The organism is Phenylobacterium sp., from assembly GCF_041920015.1.
Lineage (GTDB): Bacteria > Pseudomonadota > Alphaproteobacteria > Caulobacterales > Caulobacteraceae > Phenylobacterium.
Genome location: NZ_JAYRST010000069.1, coordinates 1 through 16,388, shown reverse-complemented (window position 1 = coordinate 16,388; position 16,388 = coordinate 1). Strand labels below are relative to the sequence as shown.

The following is a 16,388-nucleotide window of genomic DNA, read 5'->3' as shown; positions in this document are numbered from 1 at the left end:
CGCGGTGGGTGATCTCGCCCTCGAACAGATAGGTCAGGGTCGACAGGCCGATATGCGGATGGGGCCGCACGTCGACCTCGCGGCCGAAGCCGGGCTCGAAGGTCTTGGGGCCCATATGGTCGAAGAAGATGAACGGCCCGACCATCCGGCGCCTGGCGAAGGGCAGCACGCGGCCGACCTCGAAGCCGCCGAGGTCGCGGCGGCGCTGGTCGATGACGAGGTCGATCATTTGCTACCTCCGGGCGTTTCTCCTGCGGGAAAGCAGGAGGCGGAGGTCAGCCTTGCGCGCTCACATAGGGACTGACAAGGCCGAGCGGGGCGGCGGTGGTGTTCTTCACCGAGCGGATGACGATCCGGCTTTCGATGTTCGACACCAGGCCCAGGGACAGGATCTTGTCGCGCAGGAAATCGTCGAAGGCGTGCATGTCGCGGGTGACGACGCGCAGCTCATAGTCGGCCGAGCCGGTGACGGTCGCGCACTGGACCACCTCGGGCAGCTTGGCGATCGCCGTCTCGAAGGCGTCGAGATTGTCCTTGGTCGGCAGGCTGAGCTTGACCGTGCAATAGACCTCGAAGCCGAGGCCCAGCAGGTCGCGGTCGAGGATGGTCACGCGGCGCTGGATGACCCCGGTGTCCTCCAGCCGCTTGATCCGCCGCCAGCAGGGGCTGGAGGACAAACCTACTCGTTCGGCGATCTCGGCGACCGACAATCCGGCGTCGTGCTGGATCAGGTCCAAAATCTTGGCGTCGACCGCGTCGAGGGCCTCGGGCAATTTTTCCTCCATAAAACGGCGTTTTTGAGCGTCGTTCTTGCCCTAAACCGGAGTTTCCAGGGCATACCTTTGGCAAGCAATTCCTGCGTTCTTATATGATCTTCTGGTGGCGTTGGGGAGCGGAAAAGGAAAGATATTGCCATGCGGCACGCTGAGGTGACGCTTGACGACAAATTCCTGCTCACGGAAGGCCGAGTTTTCATCACCGGCGTCCAGGCCCTGCTTCGCGTGATGATCGACCAGCGCCGCCTGGACAAGGCGGCGGGCCTCGACACGGCGGGTTTCGTTTCCGGCTATCGCGGCTCCCCGCTCGGTGGGCTGGACCAGCAGGCCCATCGCGCGGCCAAGTTCCTTCAGGAGGCCGAGGTCGTCTTCAAGGAAGGCCTCAACGAAGACCTGGCGGCCACCGCCGTCTGGGGCAGCCAGCAGGCCAACCTGTTCCCCGGCGCCAGGTACGACGGCGTCACCGGCATGTGGTACGGCAAGGCGCCGGGCGTGGACCGGACGGGCGATGCGTTCAAGCACGCCAATTTCGCCGGAACTTGGCCCAAGGGCGGGGTGCTGGCCGTGGCGGGCGACGACCACACCTGCAAGTCCTCGACCCTGCCCTCGCAGTCGGAATACGCCTTCCAGGATTTCGAGATGCCGGTGCTGTCGCCGGCCGACGTGCAGGAGGTGCTCGATTATGGCCTGCTGGGGATCGCCATGTCGCGGTTCTCGGGCCTGTGGGTCGGGCTGATCGCCCTGGCCGACACCATGGACTCCGGCGCCACCATCGACGTTTCCATCGGCCGCCATCGGCCGGTTTCGCCTTCCAACTTCCAGATACCGGCCGGCGGGCTGGGCATCCGGCTGAAGGACCAGCCGCTGGAGAAGGAGCGCCGCCTGCGCAACTTCAAGATCCCGGCGGCCCTGGCCTTCGCCAAGGCCAACCGGATCGACCGCGTCGTGCTGGGCGCGGCGCGCCCGCGCCTGGGCCTCGTCTGCCAGGGCCAGGCCTACAAGGACGTTATCGAGGCCCTGGCGGCCATGGGCCTCACCCCGCAGCAGGCCGCGGGCCTCGGGATCGCGATCTACAAGGTCGGCATGCCCTGGCCGCTGGAGCCGACCGGCCTGCGCGCCTTCGCCGCCGGGCTCGAGACCCTGATGGTGATCGAGCACAAGCGCCCGCTGATCGAGACCCAGGCCAGGGCCGCCCTCTACGACCTGCCCGCCCACGCCCGGCCCAAGGTGATCGGCAAGGTGGACGAGCAGGGCCATCCGTTGCTGTCGCAGCTCGGCGCGCTGTCGGTGGCCGAGGTGGCGCTGGCTATCGCGGACCGCCTGCCGCCGGGCCCGCACATGGATCGGGTCAACGACTATCTCGCCCGCGTCTCGGCCGCCTCGATGGCGGCGGTGACGCTGGCCGCCGACCAGCAGCGCAAGCCGTTCTTCTGCTCCGGCTGCCCGCACAACACCTCGACCCGCCTGCCGGAGGGCAGCCGGGCCCTGGCCGGCATCGGCTGCCACTACATGGCCAGTTTCAACGATCCGCAGACCGACCTGAACAGCCACATGGGCGGCGAGGGCCTGAGCTGGGTCGGGGCGGCGCCGTTCACCACCGAGCCGCATGTGTTCGTGAACCTGGGCGACGGGACCTACAACCACTCCGGCTCGCTGGCGATCCGCGCCTCGGTCGCGGCCGGGTCGCACGTCACCTACAAGCTGCTGTTCAACGACGCGGTGGCCATGACCGGCGGCCAGGCGCCCGAGAGCGGCTTCACCCCGGCCCAGATCACCCGCCAGCTCGCCGCCGAAGGCGTGGCCCGGACCATCATCGTCGCCGACGACGTCGGCCGCTATGACGGCGTTGGCGACCTCGCGCCCGGCGTCGAGGTCAGGCCGCGCTCTGAGCTGATGGCCGTCCAGGCCCTGCTGCGCGACACGCCCGGCACGACGGTCCTGCTCTACGACCAGGTCTGCGCCACCGAAAAGCGCCGTCGCCGCAAGCGCGGCGCGATGGAGCCGGCGGCGAAGCGCGTCTTCATCAACCCGCTGGTCTGCGAAGGCTGCGGCGACTGTTCGAAGGTTTCCAACTGCGTTTCGGTCGAGCCGCTGGACACCGAGTTCGGCCGCAAGCGCAAGATCAACCAGTCGAGCTGCAACACCGACTATTCGTGCCTGCAGGGCTTCTGCCCGTCGTTCGTGACCATCGAGGGCGGCGAGAACGCCCACGCCAGATCGGCGCCGGCCCTGACCGCCGAGTCCACGCCCCTGCCGACGTTCGAGCCGCTGCAGGGCGTGCGCAACATCGTCTTCACCGGCATCGGCGGGACGGGCGTGACCACGGTCGCCTCGATCCTGGCCATGGCCGCCCATGTCGATGGCCGCGCCGCCTCGGTGGTGGACATGACGGGCCTGGCCCAGAAGGGCGGGGCGGTGTTCAGCCACCTGCGCATCGGCGAGACCGAGGAGAGCGTGGTCGGCGGCCGCGTGCCGGCGGCCTGCGCCAATGTGCTGATCGCCTGCGACATCCTCTCGGCCGCGGGCGCCGACGCCCTGGCGCTCTACGCCAAGGACCGCACGGCGGCGGTCGGCAACGAAGACTTCGCCCCCACCGCCGATTTCGTCGGCGACCGCGACGTGCGCTTCGACGCCGGCCTGATGTCGCGCAAGATCAAGGCGGCGGCCCATAGCTATGACGAATGCCCGGCCAATCGCCTGGCCGAGGCCAATTTCGGCGACGCCATCTACGCCAACATGATCATGGTCGGCTTCGCCTGGCAGAAAGGGCTGATCCCGCTCTCCAGCCGGGCGGTCTATCGCGCCATCCGCCTGAACGGCGTGGCGGCCGAGGCCAATCTACAGGCCTTCGAGCTGGGCCGCCGCGTCGCCCACGACCCCAGCCTGGCCAAGGCGGCGGAAGATCATGCGCCGACGCATCAGACGATGCCGTTGGACGAGCTGATCGCCCATCGCACGCGCGAGCTGACCGCCTATCAGGACGCCGCCTACGCCCGGCGCTATGCGGACCGGGTGGCCAGGGTCGCCGCGGCCGAGGCGCCGCTGGGTTCGGACAAGCTGACCCGCGCCGTGGCGCTCAACCTCTACAAGCTGATGGCCTACAAGGACGAGTACGAGGTGGCGCGGCTCTATACCGACGGCCGCTTCGCCGCCGAGCCGGGCGCCGTCTTCAAGGGCGGCAAGGTCAAGGTGCTGCTCGCCCCGCCGCTGATCGCGCCCAAGGGGCCGGATGGCAAGCCGAGGAAGATCGAGTTCGGCGGCTGGATGCTCAAGACGGCCTTCCCAGTCCTGGCCCGCATGAAGGGCCTGCGCGGCGGCCCGCTCGACATCTTCGGCCATAGCCAGGAGCGGAAGATGGAGCGCGGCCTGATCGCCGCCTACGAGGCGAACCTCGACCGGCTGCTGGCCCGCCTCGACGTCGAACGCCTGCCGCTCGCCGTCCAGATCGCCGAGATTCCCCAGGCCATCCGCGGCTTCGGCCACATCAAGGACGCCTCGGTGAAGGCCGCCAAGGGCGAGGAGGAGAGGCTGTGGGCGAGGTGGGAGGCGCCGGCTGAACGGGTGGAAAGCCGTCTGAGCATCCGTTAGCCTCGGAACGTGCGTTTTGGCGGCCCCACAGGTCGGCATGGGGCGGGGCCGTGGACGAGACCGAAGAACTGATCGAGCTTTGCGTGCGCGCGCTCGTCTCGCAGATGATCGCCGCGCCGGGGATCGAGCTGCACGTCACCCGCAACTGCGTCCTGGGCCTGACCGACGAGCCTCTGGCCGATTTCAACCGGCTGACCCTGGGCGCCGATCCTGACGCCGAGGGCTTCCTCGTTCGATCGGTGGCGCGGGCGAAGGAGCGTGGTCGCCCGCTCGTCGCCACCATGAGCCCCCTGGCGGCGGAAGCTCTCTCACCGGCGGCGACAAAGCTGGGGCTGGCCCAGGTCGGAACTGCGCCGCTCATGGTGCTTCGCCCGGACGTTCCCGTTCGCCCGAGCCGCCCGACGAAGGTCGTGCGCGCGCTCGGCCCGAACCTGGCCCGCGTCGCCGGGGACCTGATCGCCGCGGCCTTCGATGAGCCGCGCGACGTCATCGCGCGCTGTATCGACGTCTGCATCACGCCGACCGCCGGCGTGGAGACCTATGTCGCCTGGAGCGACGGGACGCCGATGTGCACGGTCTCGGTGACCCCCACGGGCGAGACGGCGGCGATCTCGCTGATGGCCACGCCGCCCGAGCATCAGCGCAAGGGCATGGGCCGAGCCCTGTTGAGCCATGTGATCGACGACTACCGGCGTCGCGGCGTCACGCGCTTCCACCTGGGCGCCACCGAAGCTGGGCGGCCGCTCTATGAAAGTCTCGGCTTCGAGCTCGTGGCCGATTTGCCGGTGTGGGTATTGGAGGCGTAGGCGACTGGGCGATACCCCTGCCTTGCCGCTTGCGAGATCGGGCGTTCGATAGGGTGTCGATGCTTGCGGCCGCTTGCGACCCCTAGCGGACGCCGAGAAGGCCTGCTTGCGGATGCAGGACTGCCGGATAAGCTCACGCTTCGCGATAGGCCTGGGGGTATCATGACCGTCTCAGTGAAGGACCAGCTTGCTCTGATGGCGCGGTATCATGGGTGGGCGACGACGCGATTGCTGGCGTCCATCGAACCCATGCCCGAAGAGGCGTACCGTGGCCCCTGCGGCGTGTTCTTCCAGTCCGTGCACGGCACACTAAACCACCTGCTCCTGACGGACAGCGAGATTTGGTATCCGAGGTTCACCGGGGGTCGGACGGAGATCATCGAGCTGGATGCTGAGATCGAGAACGATCGCGTCAAGCTGTCGTCCCGATTGATCGCGGCGACCTCCCGATGGTCCGAATATGTCGATAACCTGAGCGATGCTGCGCTGGCCGCCGATCTGCGCTTCACGATGACGACCGGGCAGGCGCGCACGCTTCCGATGCCGGCCGCGCTGCTCCATGTCTTTAATCACGCGACCCATCACCGAGGCCAGATCACGGCGGCGATCTCGATGCTGGGGTTTGGATGCCAGCCGCTCGACCTGCCCCACCTGATCTTCGCCGAGCAGGCTGTGCCTAAGGCCCCATGACCGCAATCCACCCTTCTCCGACGATCCAGACGTCTGCCATTGAGCCGGGCGCCCTTGCGTCTGGCTGCCTGCTGATCTTCCCAGCACACCACGGCTGTCTTCCCGGTTTCGCCATAGGCGAAGACCGGGACCTATGCGCGCCTGATCTCGAAGGTTGTGGCCCAGCCGAGCCTCATCCTGACCCATCCGGTGTTCACAGGTCCCGGTCTTGCTTCGCAAACCGGGATGACGACCCTGTGTAGAGGAGGCCGTTACTTCGTCGCCTTGCGCACCGCCTGCGCGAACGCCGCCTGAGCTTGCCAGAGCTCGTCCTTGGAGGCCGCGGGCCAGGCCGAGTTCACGGCGATGACCAGTTTTTCGGCGGGGTAGACGAAGATCTGCTGGCCGAAGATGCCCTCGGCCGCGTAGCCGCCGTCGATGATCCACCAGAAGTAGCCGTAGCCGGTCTCGACGCCGCCGGGCGGGAAGGACTGGTGGGCGCGGGTGGCGTCGGCGACCCAGCCGGGAGGCAGCACGTCCTGGCCGTTTACCTTGCCGCCCTCCAGCATGAACTGGCCGATGCGCGCATAGTCGCGGGCGGTCATCGACATGCAGCAGCCGCCGCGCTCGTGGCCGGCGGTGTCGTCCATCCAGATGGCGTCCTGCTCCATGCCGTAGGGCGCCCAGAGCTTTTCCGAGAGGTACTGGGACAGCGGTTTGCCGACCGCGTTGGAGACGAGGATTCCGGCCAGGTCCGTCTCGCCGGTCTTGTAGACGAACTTGGTCCCCGGCTCGGCCTCGCGCGGCAGCTTGCGCATGTAGCTGACGATGGGGTTCATGCCCGGCTCGCCCGGAACGATCCCGGCGCGGGCGACGTCGGAATTGAGGTCGGTATAGTCCTCGTTCCACTTGACGCCCGAGGTCATGGTCAGGAGGTGGCGCACGGTCACGCCGTCATAGGCGCCGCCTTTCAGTTCGGGAATGTAGTTGGCGACGTTGTCGTCCAGGCTCTTGATCTTGCCGTCCTTGATCGCCGCCCCGACCAGGGTGGCCGTCACCGACTTGGCGACCGAGAACGAGGTCCAGCGCTCGTTCGGCTTGCGGTCCAGGCCATAGCGCTCGAGGACGATCTCGCCGTCCTTCAACACCACCACGGCCGAGGTGTTCATGGCGGCCATATAGCTGGCCACCGTCTGCGGCGCGCCGTTCCAGGTCCATTTCGGGTCGATCTGATGCGCCGCGAGCGGCAGCTCCTTCACATGCGGTCCACGCGGCACGACATGGGCGGGGGCGACCTTCTCCATGTTGCGGTAGCCATAGCGCTGCTGCTCGGGCGTCCAGGTGAGGAGCGAACTGCCGCCCGGCGGGGGCGGGGGTTCCTGGGCCAGGGCCGCGCCGTGCAGGCCGCCGGCCAGCGTCATCGCCGCCAGGGTGAGTTTGATCTTGTGCATGGGCGCCCTCCCGCTCTTCTTGTGATCTGCGGTCAGGCTAGAGAGCGCGGCGCGGTTTGCATACCGGCGTCATTCAGTTAGGCGTTGGGGATGGCGGATTTCGATTTCGATGCGGTGGTGGTCGGCGCCGGCGCGGTGGGCCTGGCCTGCGGCTACGCCCTGTCGCGGCGCGGGCTGGTGGTGGCGGTGCTGGAGGCGAACGCCATCATCGGCGAGGGCGTCTCGGCCCGTAATTCGGAGGTCGTCCACGGCGGGCTCTATTACCCGACCGGCTCGCTGAAGGCGCGGCTGTGCGTGCAGGGGCGCCGGGCGCTCTACGCCTTCCTCGATGCGCACAAGGTCGCCTACGACCGCTGCGGCAAGCTGGTGGTGGCGACCAACGCCGATGAGGTCGGGCGGCTGGACGCCATTCTCGACCAGGCGCGGACCAATGACGTGGAGGGCATGGCGCAGCTCTCCAAAGCCGAGGCCCTGGCCCTGGAGCCGGACCTGGCCTGCGAGGGGGCGCTGATCTCGCCGCAGAGCGGGGTGTTCGACAGCCACGGCTACATGCTGGCCTTGCAGGGCGAGATCGAGGCGGCGGGCGGGGCGGTGGTGACCTCGACCCCGTTCGAGGGCGCGACCCTGCTTGAGAGCGGCGGTTTCCGTATCCGGGCCGGCGGCGCCGAGCCGACGACCCTGACCGCGCGGCTGCTGGTCACCGCGCCCGGCCTCTCGGCCCAGGCCGTGGCGGCGAGCATCGAAGGCTTCCCCGCCGCGGAGATTCCGCCGCTGCACTACGGCAAGGGGGTCTATTTCCGGCTGAGCGGCAAGGCGCCGTTCTCGCGGCTGATCTATCCGCCGCCGATCCCCGGCGCGCTCGGCACCCACTATCGCCGCGACCTGGGCGGGCAGGCGGTGTTCGGGCCGGACCTGCAGTTCGTGGAGGCGATCGACTACAGCGTCGATCCGGCCCGGGCCGGGGAGTTCTACGCCTATATCCGCAAGTTCTGGCCGGGCCTGCCGGACGGGGCGCTCGCCCCCGACTATGCGGGTATCCGCCCCAAGCTGCATGGGCCGGGCGAGCCGCAGCCGGACTTCCGCATCGACGATGCGTCCCGGCACGGCCTGGTGGGCCTGGTCGCTCTGTTCGGCATCGAGAGCCCGGGGCTGACGTCCTCGCTGGCCATCGGGGAAGAGGTGGCGGGGCGGTTGGGACTCTAATTCCTCCCCCGCTGGGCAGGGCTATCGCATATGAGTGTCCTCCCGGTTTGCGAAGCAAGACCGGGACCCATTCGCGTCTGAATTGAAGGGCGAGGCGCGGCCGAGCCGCATCCTGCTCCATCTGGTGTTCATAGGTCCCGGACAAGCGCTGCGCGCTTTCCGGGATGACATGCGAGTGGGCTGCCGCCGCTTATCCGCGCCATATGCGATTGCCCTGCCCAACGGGGGACGGGGGAGGAATTCAGAGAATATACCGGCTGAGGTCGGTGTTCTGCGCCAGGCCGCCGATGCGCTCGCGCACATAGGCCGCGTCGATGCCGATGGTCTCGCCGCTGCGGTCGGAGGCGGTGTAGCTGATCTCCTCCAACACCTTTTCCAGCACGGTCTGCAACCGCCGGGCGCCGATGTTCTCGACGCTGCCGTTCACCGCCACGGCGGCGTCGGCCAGGGCGTCGACGGCGTCGTCGGTGAAGGTCAGCGTCACGCCCTCCGTGGCCAGCAGCGCTTGGTGCTGGCGGATCAGATTGGCTTCCGGCTCGGTCAGGATGCGGCGGAAGTCGTCGCGGGTCAGGGCCTTCAGCTCCACGCGGATCGGCAGGCGGCCCTGCAATTCGGGCAACAGGTCCGAAGGCTTGGCCACGTGGAAGGCGCCCGAGGCGATGAAGAGGATGTGGTCGGTCTTCACCGGCCCGTACTTGGTGGAAACGGTGGTGCCCTCGATCAGCGGCAGCAGGTCGCGCTGCACGCCCTCGCGCGACACGTCGGCGCCCGACCGCTCGCGGTTGGAGGCGACCTTGTCGATCTCGTCCAGGAAGACGATGCCGTTGTTCTCGGCCAGCTCCAGCGCCTCCTGGGTCAGGGCCTCCTGGTCCAGCAGCTTGTCGCTTTCCTCGGCGATCAGCGGCGCCCAGGCGCCCGAGACGGTGGTCTTGTGGGTCTTGGTGCGCCCGCCGAACGCCTTGCCCATCATCTCGCCCAGGTTGAGCATGCCCATCTGCGCGCCCGGCTGGCCGGGAATGTCCAGCATCGGCAGGCCGCCGCCGGTGTCGGCCAAGGTCAGCTCCACCTCCTTGTCGTCCAGTTCGCCGGCCCGCAGCTTCTTGCGGAAGGAGTCGCGGGCGGCGACCGAGCCGGGGCCGGTCAGGGCGTCGAGCAGCCGCTCCTCAGCCGCGGCCTCGGCGCGGGCGCGCACGGCGGCGCGGCGCTTGTCGCGAACCATGGCCATGGCGCTTTCCACCAGGTCGCGGACGATCTGCTCGACGTCGCGGCCGACATAGCCGACCTCGGTGAACTTGGTCGCCTCGACCTTCAGGAACGGGGCCTGGGCCAGCTTGGCCAGCCGCCGGGCGATCTCGGTCTTGCCGACCCCGGTCGGGCCGATCAGCAGGATGTTCTTGGGCGTCACCTCGTCGCGCAGGTCGGCGGGCACGCGGCGGCGGCGCCAGCGGTTGCGCAGGGCGACGGCCACGGCCTTCTTCGCGTCGGGATGGCCGACGATGTAGCGGTCCAGTTCGGAGACGATTTCGCGGGGAGAGAACTCGGTCATGGGCCGCTAGATAGTCATGAGCTCGGCTCTGCGACAGGACGAATCTGCTCGCAGGCGCAGCTTGCGGTCTCGGTGATCGCCTATTGGGGTGTCCTCCCGGTTTCGGCGCAGCGCTTGTCCGGGACGACATGCGAAGTGGGTGACGGCTGCTCGTCTGCGCCGTATGCGCCAGCCCCGACCCCGGCGAGGGGCCGCCTACAAGCTCTCAACCGTCAGTTCGCCATTGGTGTAGACGCAGATGCGCGCGGCGATGGCCATGGCCTTGCGCGCCACCGTCTCGGCGTCGAGGTCGGTCTCGGCCAGGGCCAGCGCCGCGGCCAGGGCGTAGTTGCCGCCCGAGCCGATGGCCGCCACGCCGGTCTCCGGCTCCAGCACGTCGCCGACCCCGGTGACGGTGAAGATCTGCTCCCTGTCGGCGACCAGCAGCATGGCCTCCAGCTTGCGCAGGTAGCGGTCGGTGCGCCAGTCCTTGGCCAGGTCCACGCAGGCGCGGGCCAACTGGTCGGGATATTGTTCGAGCTTGGCCTCCAGCCGCTCGATCAGGGTGAAGGCGTCCGCCGTCGCCCCGGCGAAGCCGGCCACCACCTTGCCGCCGGCCAGGACGCGCACCTTGCGGGCGTTGCCCTTGACGATGGTCTGGCCCATGGAGACCTGGCCGTCGCCGGCGATCACGGTCTTGCCGCCCTTGCGCACTGCGAGGATGGTCGTGCCGTGCCAGTCGGGAAAGGAACCGGCGGGAGAATTTGCGCTCGTCATGGCTCCGATGTGGCCAGGGCGAGGGGCAAGGTCAAGCGCGCTGCGAGCGGCGGCGCAGGCTTAAGGACGGACGAGCGGGCCATGAGCTTCACCGACGATGAGGTCGAACGCTATGCGCGCCATCTGGTGCTGCGCGAGGTCGGCGGCCAGGGCCAGCAGCGGCTGAAGGCCGCCAGCGTGCTGATCGTCGGCGCGGGCGGGCTGGGAGCGCCGGCCTCGCTCTATCTCGCCGCGGCCGGGGTCGGGCGCATCGTCCTGGCCGACGGCGACATGGTCGACACCTCGAACCTGCAGCGGCAGGTGATCTTCCGCGACGCCGATGTCGGCGCGCGCAAGGTCGAGGCCGCCGCCGCCCACCTGCGCGCCCTCAATCGGCATGTCCAGGTCGATTGCGCGCCGGTCTATGTGACGCCCGCCAACGCCGGATCGCTGGTCGAAGGCGTCGACCTGGTGCTGGACGGCACCGACGATTTCGCCACCCGGTTCGCCGTCAACGCCGCCTGCGTCGCCCATGGGCGCACCCTGGTCTCCGGCGCCATCGGTCGCTGGACCGGCCAGGTCGGGGTGTTCGCCGGGCGGCCCTGCTATCGCTGCCTGGTGCCCGAAATCCCGCCCGACGCCGAGACCTGCGTCGCCGTTGGGGTGGTCGGCGCCCTGGCCGGGGTGATCGGCTCGATGATGGCCCTGGAGGCGATCAAGCTGATCGCCGGCGCCGGGGAGCCGCTGGCCGGCCGCCTGCTGATCTATGACGGCCTTTCCGGCGACAGCCGCACCGTGCGGATCGGTCCCGATCCGGCCTGCGAGGTTTGTGGCGGTTAAGCGTGCGGATGAGCCTTGGCGTAGGCGCTGAGCAGCGAGGCCGCATCGACGTCGGTATAGCGCTGGGTGGTCGACAGCGAGGCGTGGCCCAGCAGTTCCTGGATCGAGCGCAGGTCCGCGCCCGCCCCCAGCAGGTGGGTGGCGAACGAGTGGCGCAGGGCGTGGGGCGTGGCGCTGTCGGGCAGGCCGAGCCGTCCGCGCAGGGCCTGGACCGTGGCCTGCACGTGGCGAGGGCTCAGGGCTCCGCCGCGTTTGGCGCGGAACAGCGGCTGGTCGGGGCTGGCGGCGAAGGGCAGGTCGGCCAGATAGGCGTCCACCGCCGCGCGCACCGCCGGCAGCACGGGGACCAGCCGCGTCTTGCCGCCCTTGCCCAGGATGCGCAGGGTGTCCGGCAGCGGCGCGTCCGACCGCTTCAGCGACAGCGCCTCGGAGATTCGCAGCCCGCAACCGTAGAGCAGGGTCAGCACCGCCTGGTCGCGGCTGATCTCCCAGTCATCGCGGTCTGGGTCCAGGGCCGGCTCCTCGATCAGGCCGCGGGCCTGGTCCTCGCTGACCGGTCGCGGGGCGGTGGGCGCGACGCGCGGCCCGCGCACCAGGGCGATGGCGGCGTTGGGGGTGTCCAGCCGCCGGTCGAGGAACTTGTGGAAGGTGCGGATCGCCGACAGCGCCTGCGACATCGAGCGCGGCGACAGCGGCGGCTCGCCCTGGCGCAGTTGCGCCAGCCAGGCGCGGATCTCGCTGGGCGCCAGTCCGCCCATGTCGGCCAGGCTCAAGGGCCCGCCGCGATGCTGCTCCAGGAACGAAAGATAGCGGGCGCCGGCGAAGGCGTAGGCCTCGACCGTGCGCGGCGAGGCGCGCCGCTCCTTGGCCAGGTGCTCCAGCCACTGGGCCAGAGCCGCCCGGGCGTTGGTCACAGGACCGGCCACCGCTCCGCCGTCCGCTCGACCACGCGGGCCAGGAAGGCGACCAACTCGACGCCCATGTCCTCGGTGAAGCCGTTTTCGTCGGACGAGCCGAAGGCCAGCAGCCCCTCGCGCGAGGGCTCCCAGATCGCCATGCGGACCATGGCCATGGAGCGCACCTGCGGCGCGCGTTCGCCGAACAGGCCGAGCGCCACCGGCTCGAAGCCCATCAGCGCCACGCGGTCGTGGCCGATGATCATGTCGATCTGGCCTTCGACCAGGGCGCGCCAGCCGGCCGGCGTGCGCTCGGGCCCCTCCAGGGCGACGACCCCGGCGACCAGGCCGAACCGCAGTTGCGCCAGCTCGTCCACCCGCCGGGCCAGGTCGGCGTGGTTGCGGGCGTCCAGCATGTCGACCACCGCCCCGTGCGTCTGGGCCTGGGCGGCGAAATTGGCGCGGGCGGTGGCTTCCAGGTGCTTGCGCGCGGCGTTCTCGCGCCGGTGCGCCTCGTGCACCCGCGCCAGGGCGGCCGGGCCGAAATCGATGATGTTGGCCGCGTCCGGGCGCAGGCCGAGCTCGGCCAGCAGCGAGGGATCGGCGCGCAGGAACTCGGGGTTGTCGGCCAGGAAGCGCCGGACCGCGAGCGGGTCGAGAGAACTGTCCTTCGCCTTCGCCCCGCCGTCCATGCTCGCCCCCGGAACCGCTACAGGATCGACTGTCCCGTCTTGGCCCAGTCGCTCATGAACTGTTCAAGCCCCTTTTCGGTTAACGGGTGCTTGAAGAGGTCGGCGAAGACGCCGGGCGGAATGGTCGCGCAGTCGGCGCCGGCCAGGGCCGCGGCGGTGACGTGCGCCGGCGTGCGGATCGAGGCGGCCAGGATCTCGGTGTCGTAGCCGTAGTTGTCGTAGATCGCGCGGATTTCCTGGATCAGGCCCATGCCGTCGGCGCCATGGTCGTCCAGCCGGCCGACGAACGGCGAGATGTAGGTCGCCCCCGCCTTGGCCGCGAGCAGGGCCTGGGCCGCTGAGAAGCAGAGCGTGACGTTGGTCTCGATCCCCTGCACGGCGAACTCGGCCGTGGCGATCAGGCCGTTGCGGGTCAGCGGCAGCTTGACCACCACGTTCGCCGCCACCTTGGCCAGCTTCTCGCCCTCGGCCAGCATGCCCTCCACGTCGGTCGCCGCCACCTCGGCGCTGACCGGGCCTTCGACCAGTTCGCAGATCTCGGCGATGACCTCCAGCATAGGCCGGCCCGACTTGGCGATCAGGCTGGGGTTGGTCGTCACCCCGTCCACCAGGCCGGTGGCGGTGAACTCCTTGAGCAGGCCGATGTCGGTGGTGTCGAGGAAGAGCTGCATGGGGTGACCTTCTGGCGCGGAGATTTGCAGGCTGTTTAGCGTTTGCCTCGCCTGGCGGCCAGCCGTAGACCCTTTCCAATTCAGGCGATCTCGCCTGAATTGGATAAAAATGGTCTATCTTCAAAAGCTTAGGTCGTGATGGGCGCTTCAACCGGCTTCCACTTGAAGCTGTCACGCTCTATGTGAACGGAGCCATGAGCCGCATCGCCTCCGTCCTCCTGCCCATGCCGCTGCCCGAGGCGTTCGACTACGCCGAGCCGGAGGGCATGGGCTTGCAGGTCGGCGACCAGGTGGCCGCCCCGCTCGGCCCGCGGCTGCTGCGTGGCGTGGTCGTGGCCCTGCGCGAAGGGGCTGGCGGCAACCGGCCGCTCAAGCCCCTGGACAGCAAGCTCGACTCCCCGCCGCTGCCGCCCGGCGCCATCGCGTTCGTCCAGTGGGCCGCGCGCTACTCCGTCGATGCGCCGGGCCAGCCGCTCGCCATCGCCATCCGCGGCGCCCGCGCGCCCAAGGCCAAGCCGCAGAGGCTGCTCGAAGCCACCGGAGCCCTGCCGGCCCGCGCCACGCCGGCCCGCCTCAAGGTGCTGGACGCCGCCGCCGCCGGCCCCATGCCCCCCGCCGACCTCGCCCGCGCCGCCGGGGTCTCGGCCGGCGTGGTCAAGGGCCTGGTCGACGAGGGCGCGCTCGCCCTGCGCCTGGTCGAGGAGGAGGCCGCCTTCCCCGACCCCGACCTTTCCCGCCCCGGCCAGCCGCTCAACCCAAGCCAGGCCGCCGCCGCCCAGGCGCTGGGCGAGATGGTGGGTGAGGGTGGTTTCGCCGTCGCCCTGCTCGACGGCGTCACCGGCTCGGGCAAGACCGAGGTCTATCTGGAGGCGGCCGCCGCCGCCCTGGCCCGCGATCCCGAGGGCCAGGTCCTCGTCATGTTGCCGGAGATCGCGCTCACCCAGGCGGTGATCGGCCGGTTCCAGGACCGCTTCGGCGTCAAGCCGGCCGAATGGCATTCCGACATCGCCCCGCCGGTCCGCCGCAAGACCTGGGACGCCGTCGCCGCCGGCCGCGCCCGCATCGTCGTCGGCGCCCGCTCCTCGCTCTTCCTGCCCTTCCGCCGCCTGTCGCTGATCGTCGTCGACGAGGAGCACGACGGCTCCTACAAGCAGGACGAGGGCTTCATCTACCAGGCCCGCGACCTCTCGGTGATGCGCGGCAAGATCGAGGGGGCGGCGGTGATCCTGGCCTCGGCCACCCCGTCGCTGGAGACCCTGCGCAACGCCGAGACCGGCCGCTATCGCTGGCTGCGCCTGACCGCCCGCCACGGCGAGGCGCTCCTGCCGGACATCTCGCTGATCGACCTGAAGACCACGCCGCCGGAGCCCGGCCGCTGGCTCTCCCCGCCCCTGGTCCGGGCCATGGAGGAGACCCTGGCGATGGGCGAGCAGACCCTGCTGTTCCTCAACCGCCGCGGCTACGCCCCCCTGGTGCTGTGCAAGGCCTGCGGCGAGAAGCTGACCTCGCCCGACACCGATAGCTGGCTGGTCGAGCATCGCTACACCGGCCGCCTGGTCTGCCACCTCACCGGCTTTTCGATGGCCAAGCCCGACCGCTGCCCCCATTGCGGCGCCAAGGAGAGCCTGACCTCCATCGGTCCGGGCGTGGAGCGGGTGGAGGAGGAGGCGCGCCTTCTCTTCCCCCAGGCGCGCATCGCGGTCTTCTCCTCCGACACGGTCTGGGACGCCGGCCAGGCCCGCGCGCTGGTGGAGGCGATGGCGGAGGGCGAGATCGACATCCTGGTCGCCACCCAGGCCGCCGCCAAGGGCCACAACTTCCCCAAGCTGACCCTGGTGGGCGTGGTCGACGCCGACCTTGGCCTGCGCGGCGGCGACCTGCGCGCGGCCGAGCGCACCTACCAGCTCCTGGCCCAGGCCACCGGCCGCGCCGGCCGCCACGACCGCCCCGGCCGCGCCCTCCTGCAGACCTACGCCCCAGAGCATGCGGTGATGCAGGCGCTGAAGGCCCAGGACCGCGACGCCTTCGTGGAGGCCGAGATGGCCGAGCGCGAGATCATGCGCCTGCCGCCCTTCGGTCGCCTGGGCGCCGTCGTGCTCTCAGGCCCCGATCCCGCGGCGCTGGAGGCCTTCGCCCAGGAGATGGCCAAGGTCGCCCCCAACGCCGAGGGCGTGGAGGTCTACGGCCCCGCCGACGCGCCGCTCGCCCTGGTGCGCGGGCGGCGGCGCAAGCGCTTCCTGGTGCGCGCCGACCGCAATGTCGACCTCTCGGCCTTCCTCGCCGCCTGGCGCGCCCGCGTCCGCCCCCCGGGCGCGATCCGCGTGGCCATCGACGTCGACCCGTACAGTTTTCTTTGAACGATAATTCCTCCCCCGCTGGGGGAGGGCGATCGCATATGGGTGTCATCAAGTCAGTTGAGAGTTGTTGTATGAGGTGTCTCGTATGACGGCGTTTGCGATGACGACGAGCTTTCTTGCGATGGCGGCGATGGCGAGACGCTTTGGTTTTCCGGCGT

At 69.7% G+C, this 16,388-nt stretch carries 14 protein-coding genes; 6 read left to right on the top strand and 8 right to left on the bottom strand.

The genetic code is table 11. The annotated features are described in order from the left end of the window. Positions 1-229 (bottom strand): pirin family protein (locus ACE3TL_RS13230; protein ID WP_374579153.1); only part of this gene is annotated, 229 nt, incomplete at its 3' end. Positions 230-275: 46 nt separating this feature from the next. Further along, positions 276-773, bottom strand: a complete 498-nt coding sequence (locus ACE3TL_RS13225) for an Lrp/AsnC family transcriptional regulator (protein ID WP_374532257.1) — start codon at positions 771-773, stop codon at positions 276-278. A 141-nt stretch (positions 774-914) separates the two neighbouring features. Between ACE3TL_RS13225 and ACE3TL_RS13220 the strand changes: the two genes are divergently transcribed. From ACE3TL_RS13220 to ACE3TL_RS13210, 3 genes are all read left to right on the top strand, one after another. Beyond that, the gene (locus ACE3TL_RS13220; protein ID WP_374579152.1) at positions 915-4,364 is read left to right on the top strand and encodes an indolepyruvate ferredoxin oxidoreductase family protein; all 3,450 of its coding nucleotides are present in this window, start codon (positions 915-917) and stop codon (positions 4,362-4,364) included. A 50-nt stretch (positions 4,365-4,414) separates the two neighbouring features. After that, positions 4,415-5,170, top strand: a complete 756-nt coding sequence (locus ACE3TL_RS13215) for a GNAT family N-acetyltransferase (protein ID WP_374579151.1) — start codon at positions 4,415-4,417, stop codon at positions 5,168-5,170. A gap of 162 nt (positions 5,171-5,332) precedes the next feature. Beyond that, on the top strand, positions 5,333-5,860 hold the full coding sequence (locus ACE3TL_RS13210; RefSeq protein WP_374579150.1) for a DinB family protein: 528 nt from the start codon (positions 5,333-5,335) through the stop codon (positions 5,858-5,860). A 251-nt stretch (positions 5,861-6,111) separates the two neighbouring features. On the opposite strand, the gene ACE3TL_RS13205 is transcribed toward ACE3TL_RS13210, so the two are convergent. Beyond that, positions 6,112-7,290: a serine hydrolase domain-containing protein gene (locus tag ACE3TL_RS13205; protein WP_374579149.1), complete on the bottom strand. Its 1,179-nt coding sequence runs from the start codon at positions 7,288-7,290 to the stop codon at positions 6,112-6,114. 90 nt (positions 7,291-7,380) lie between these two features. Here ACE3TL_RS13205 and ACE3TL_RS13200 point away from each other — a divergent pair, with 90 nt between their 5' ends. Continuing rightward, positions 7,381-8,493, top strand: coding sequence for an NAD(P)/FAD-dependent oxidoreductase (locus ACE3TL_RS13200; protein WP_374579148.1), 1,113 nt, complete (start codon positions 7,381-7,383; stop codon positions 8,491-8,493). 241 nt (positions 8,494-8,734) lie between these two features. Here ACE3TL_RS13200 and hslU read toward each other — a convergent pair whose 3' ends face one another. Both hslU and hslV read right to left on the bottom strand, forming a co-directional pair. Next, entirely contained in the window at positions 8,735-10,039 is a 1,305-nt protein-coding gene (gene hslU, locus ACE3TL_RS13195; protein ID WP_374579147.1) for an ATP-dependent protease ATPase subunit HslU, read from the bottom strand. Positions 10,040-10,234: 195 nt separating this feature from the next. Next, the gene (gene hslV / locus ACE3TL_RS13190; protein ID WP_374579146.1) at positions 10,235-10,795 is read right to left on the bottom strand and encodes an ATP-dependent protease subunit HslV; all 561 of its coding nucleotides are present in this window, start codon (positions 10,793-10,795) and stop codon (positions 10,235-10,237) included. 81 nt (positions 10,796-10,876) lie between these two features. Here hslV and ACE3TL_RS13185 point away from each other — a divergent pair, with 81 nt between their 5' ends. Further along, a complete protein-coding gene (locus ACE3TL_RS13185; RefSeq protein WP_374579145.1) occupies positions 10,877-11,614 on the top strand; it encodes a ThiF family adenylyltransferase in 738 nt (245 codons plus the stop codon). Here the strand turns inward: ACE3TL_RS13185 and ACE3TL_RS13180 are convergent. From ACE3TL_RS13180 to fsa, 3 genes are read right to left on the bottom strand one after another with little or no spacing between them, the layout of a single operon-like run. After that, positions 11,611-12,540 carry a tyrosine recombinase XerC gene (locus tag ACE3TL_RS13180; RefSeq protein WP_374579144.1) on the bottom strand — a complete coding sequence of 310 codons (930 nt, stop codon included), beginning with the start codon at positions 12,538-12,540 and terminating at the stop codon, positions 11,611-11,613. The genes ACE3TL_RS13185 and ACE3TL_RS13180 overlap by 4 nt on opposite strands. Further along, positions 12,525-13,202 carry a DUF484 family protein gene (locus tag ACE3TL_RS13175; protein WP_374579143.1) on the bottom strand — a complete coding sequence of 226 codons (678 nt, stop codon included), beginning with the start codon at positions 13,200-13,202 and terminating at the stop codon, positions 12,525-12,527. Before ACE3TL_RS13175 ends, ACE3TL_RS13180 begins: the two co-directional genes overlap by 16 nt. Positions 13,203-13,219: 17 nt before the next feature. Next, positions 13,220-13,873 carry a fructose-6-phosphate aldolase gene (gene fsa / locus ACE3TL_RS13170; protein ID WP_374579142.1) on the bottom strand — a complete coding sequence of 218 codons (654 nt, stop codon included), beginning with the start codon at positions 13,871-13,873 and terminating at the stop codon, positions 13,220-13,222. A 194-nt stretch (positions 13,874-14,067) separates the two neighbouring features. Here fsa and ACE3TL_RS13165 point away from each other — a divergent pair, with 194 nt between their 5' ends. Then, a complete protein-coding gene (locus tag ACE3TL_RS13165; protein WP_374579141.1) occupies positions 14,068-16,230 on the top strand; it encodes a primosomal protein N' in 2,163 nt (720 codons plus the stop codon). Positions 16,231-16,388 lie beyond the last annotated feature (158 nt).

Bases quoted from the DNA above. Each gene is read 5' to 3' on its own strand.
- ACE3TL_RS13220 (WP_374579152.1), top strand. From the start codon at position 915: ATGCGGCACGCTGAGGTGACGCTTGACGACAAATTCCTGCTCACGGAA.
- ACE3TL_RS13210 (WP_374579150.1), top strand. From the start codon at position 5,333: ATGACCGTCTCAGTGAAGGACCAGCTTGCTCTGATGGCGCGGTATCAT.
- ACE3TL_RS13205 (WP_374579149.1), bottom strand. From the start codon at position 7,290: ATGCACAAGATCAAACTCACCCTGGCGGCGATGACGCTGGCCGGCGGC.
- ACE3TL_RS13200 (WP_374579148.1), top strand. From the start codon at position 7,381: ATGGCGGATTTCGATTTCGATGCGGTGGTGGTCGGCGCCGGCGCGGTG.
- hslU (WP_374579147.1), bottom strand. From the start codon at position 10,039: ATGACCGAGTTCTCTCCCCGCGAAATCGTCTCCGAACTGGACCGCTAC.
- hslV (WP_374579146.1), bottom strand. From the start codon at position 10,795: ATGACGAGCGCAAATTCTCCCGCCGGTTCCTTTCCCGACTGGCACGGC.
- ACE3TL_RS13185 (WP_374579145.1), top strand. From the start codon at position 10,877: ATGAGCTTCACCGACGATGAGGTCGAACGCTATGCGCGCCATCTGGTG.
- ACE3TL_RS13175 (WP_374579143.1), bottom strand. From the start codon at position 13,202: ATGGACGGCGGGGCGAAGGCGAAGGACAGTTCTCTCGACCCGCTCGCG.
- fsa (WP_374579142.1), bottom strand. From the start codon at position 13,873: ATGCAGCTCTTCCTCGACACCACCGACATCGGCCTGCTCAAGGAGTTC.
- ACE3TL_RS13165 (WP_374579141.1), top strand. From the start codon at position 14,068: ATGAGCCGCATCGCCTCCGTCCTCCTGCCCATGCCGCTGCCCGAGGCG.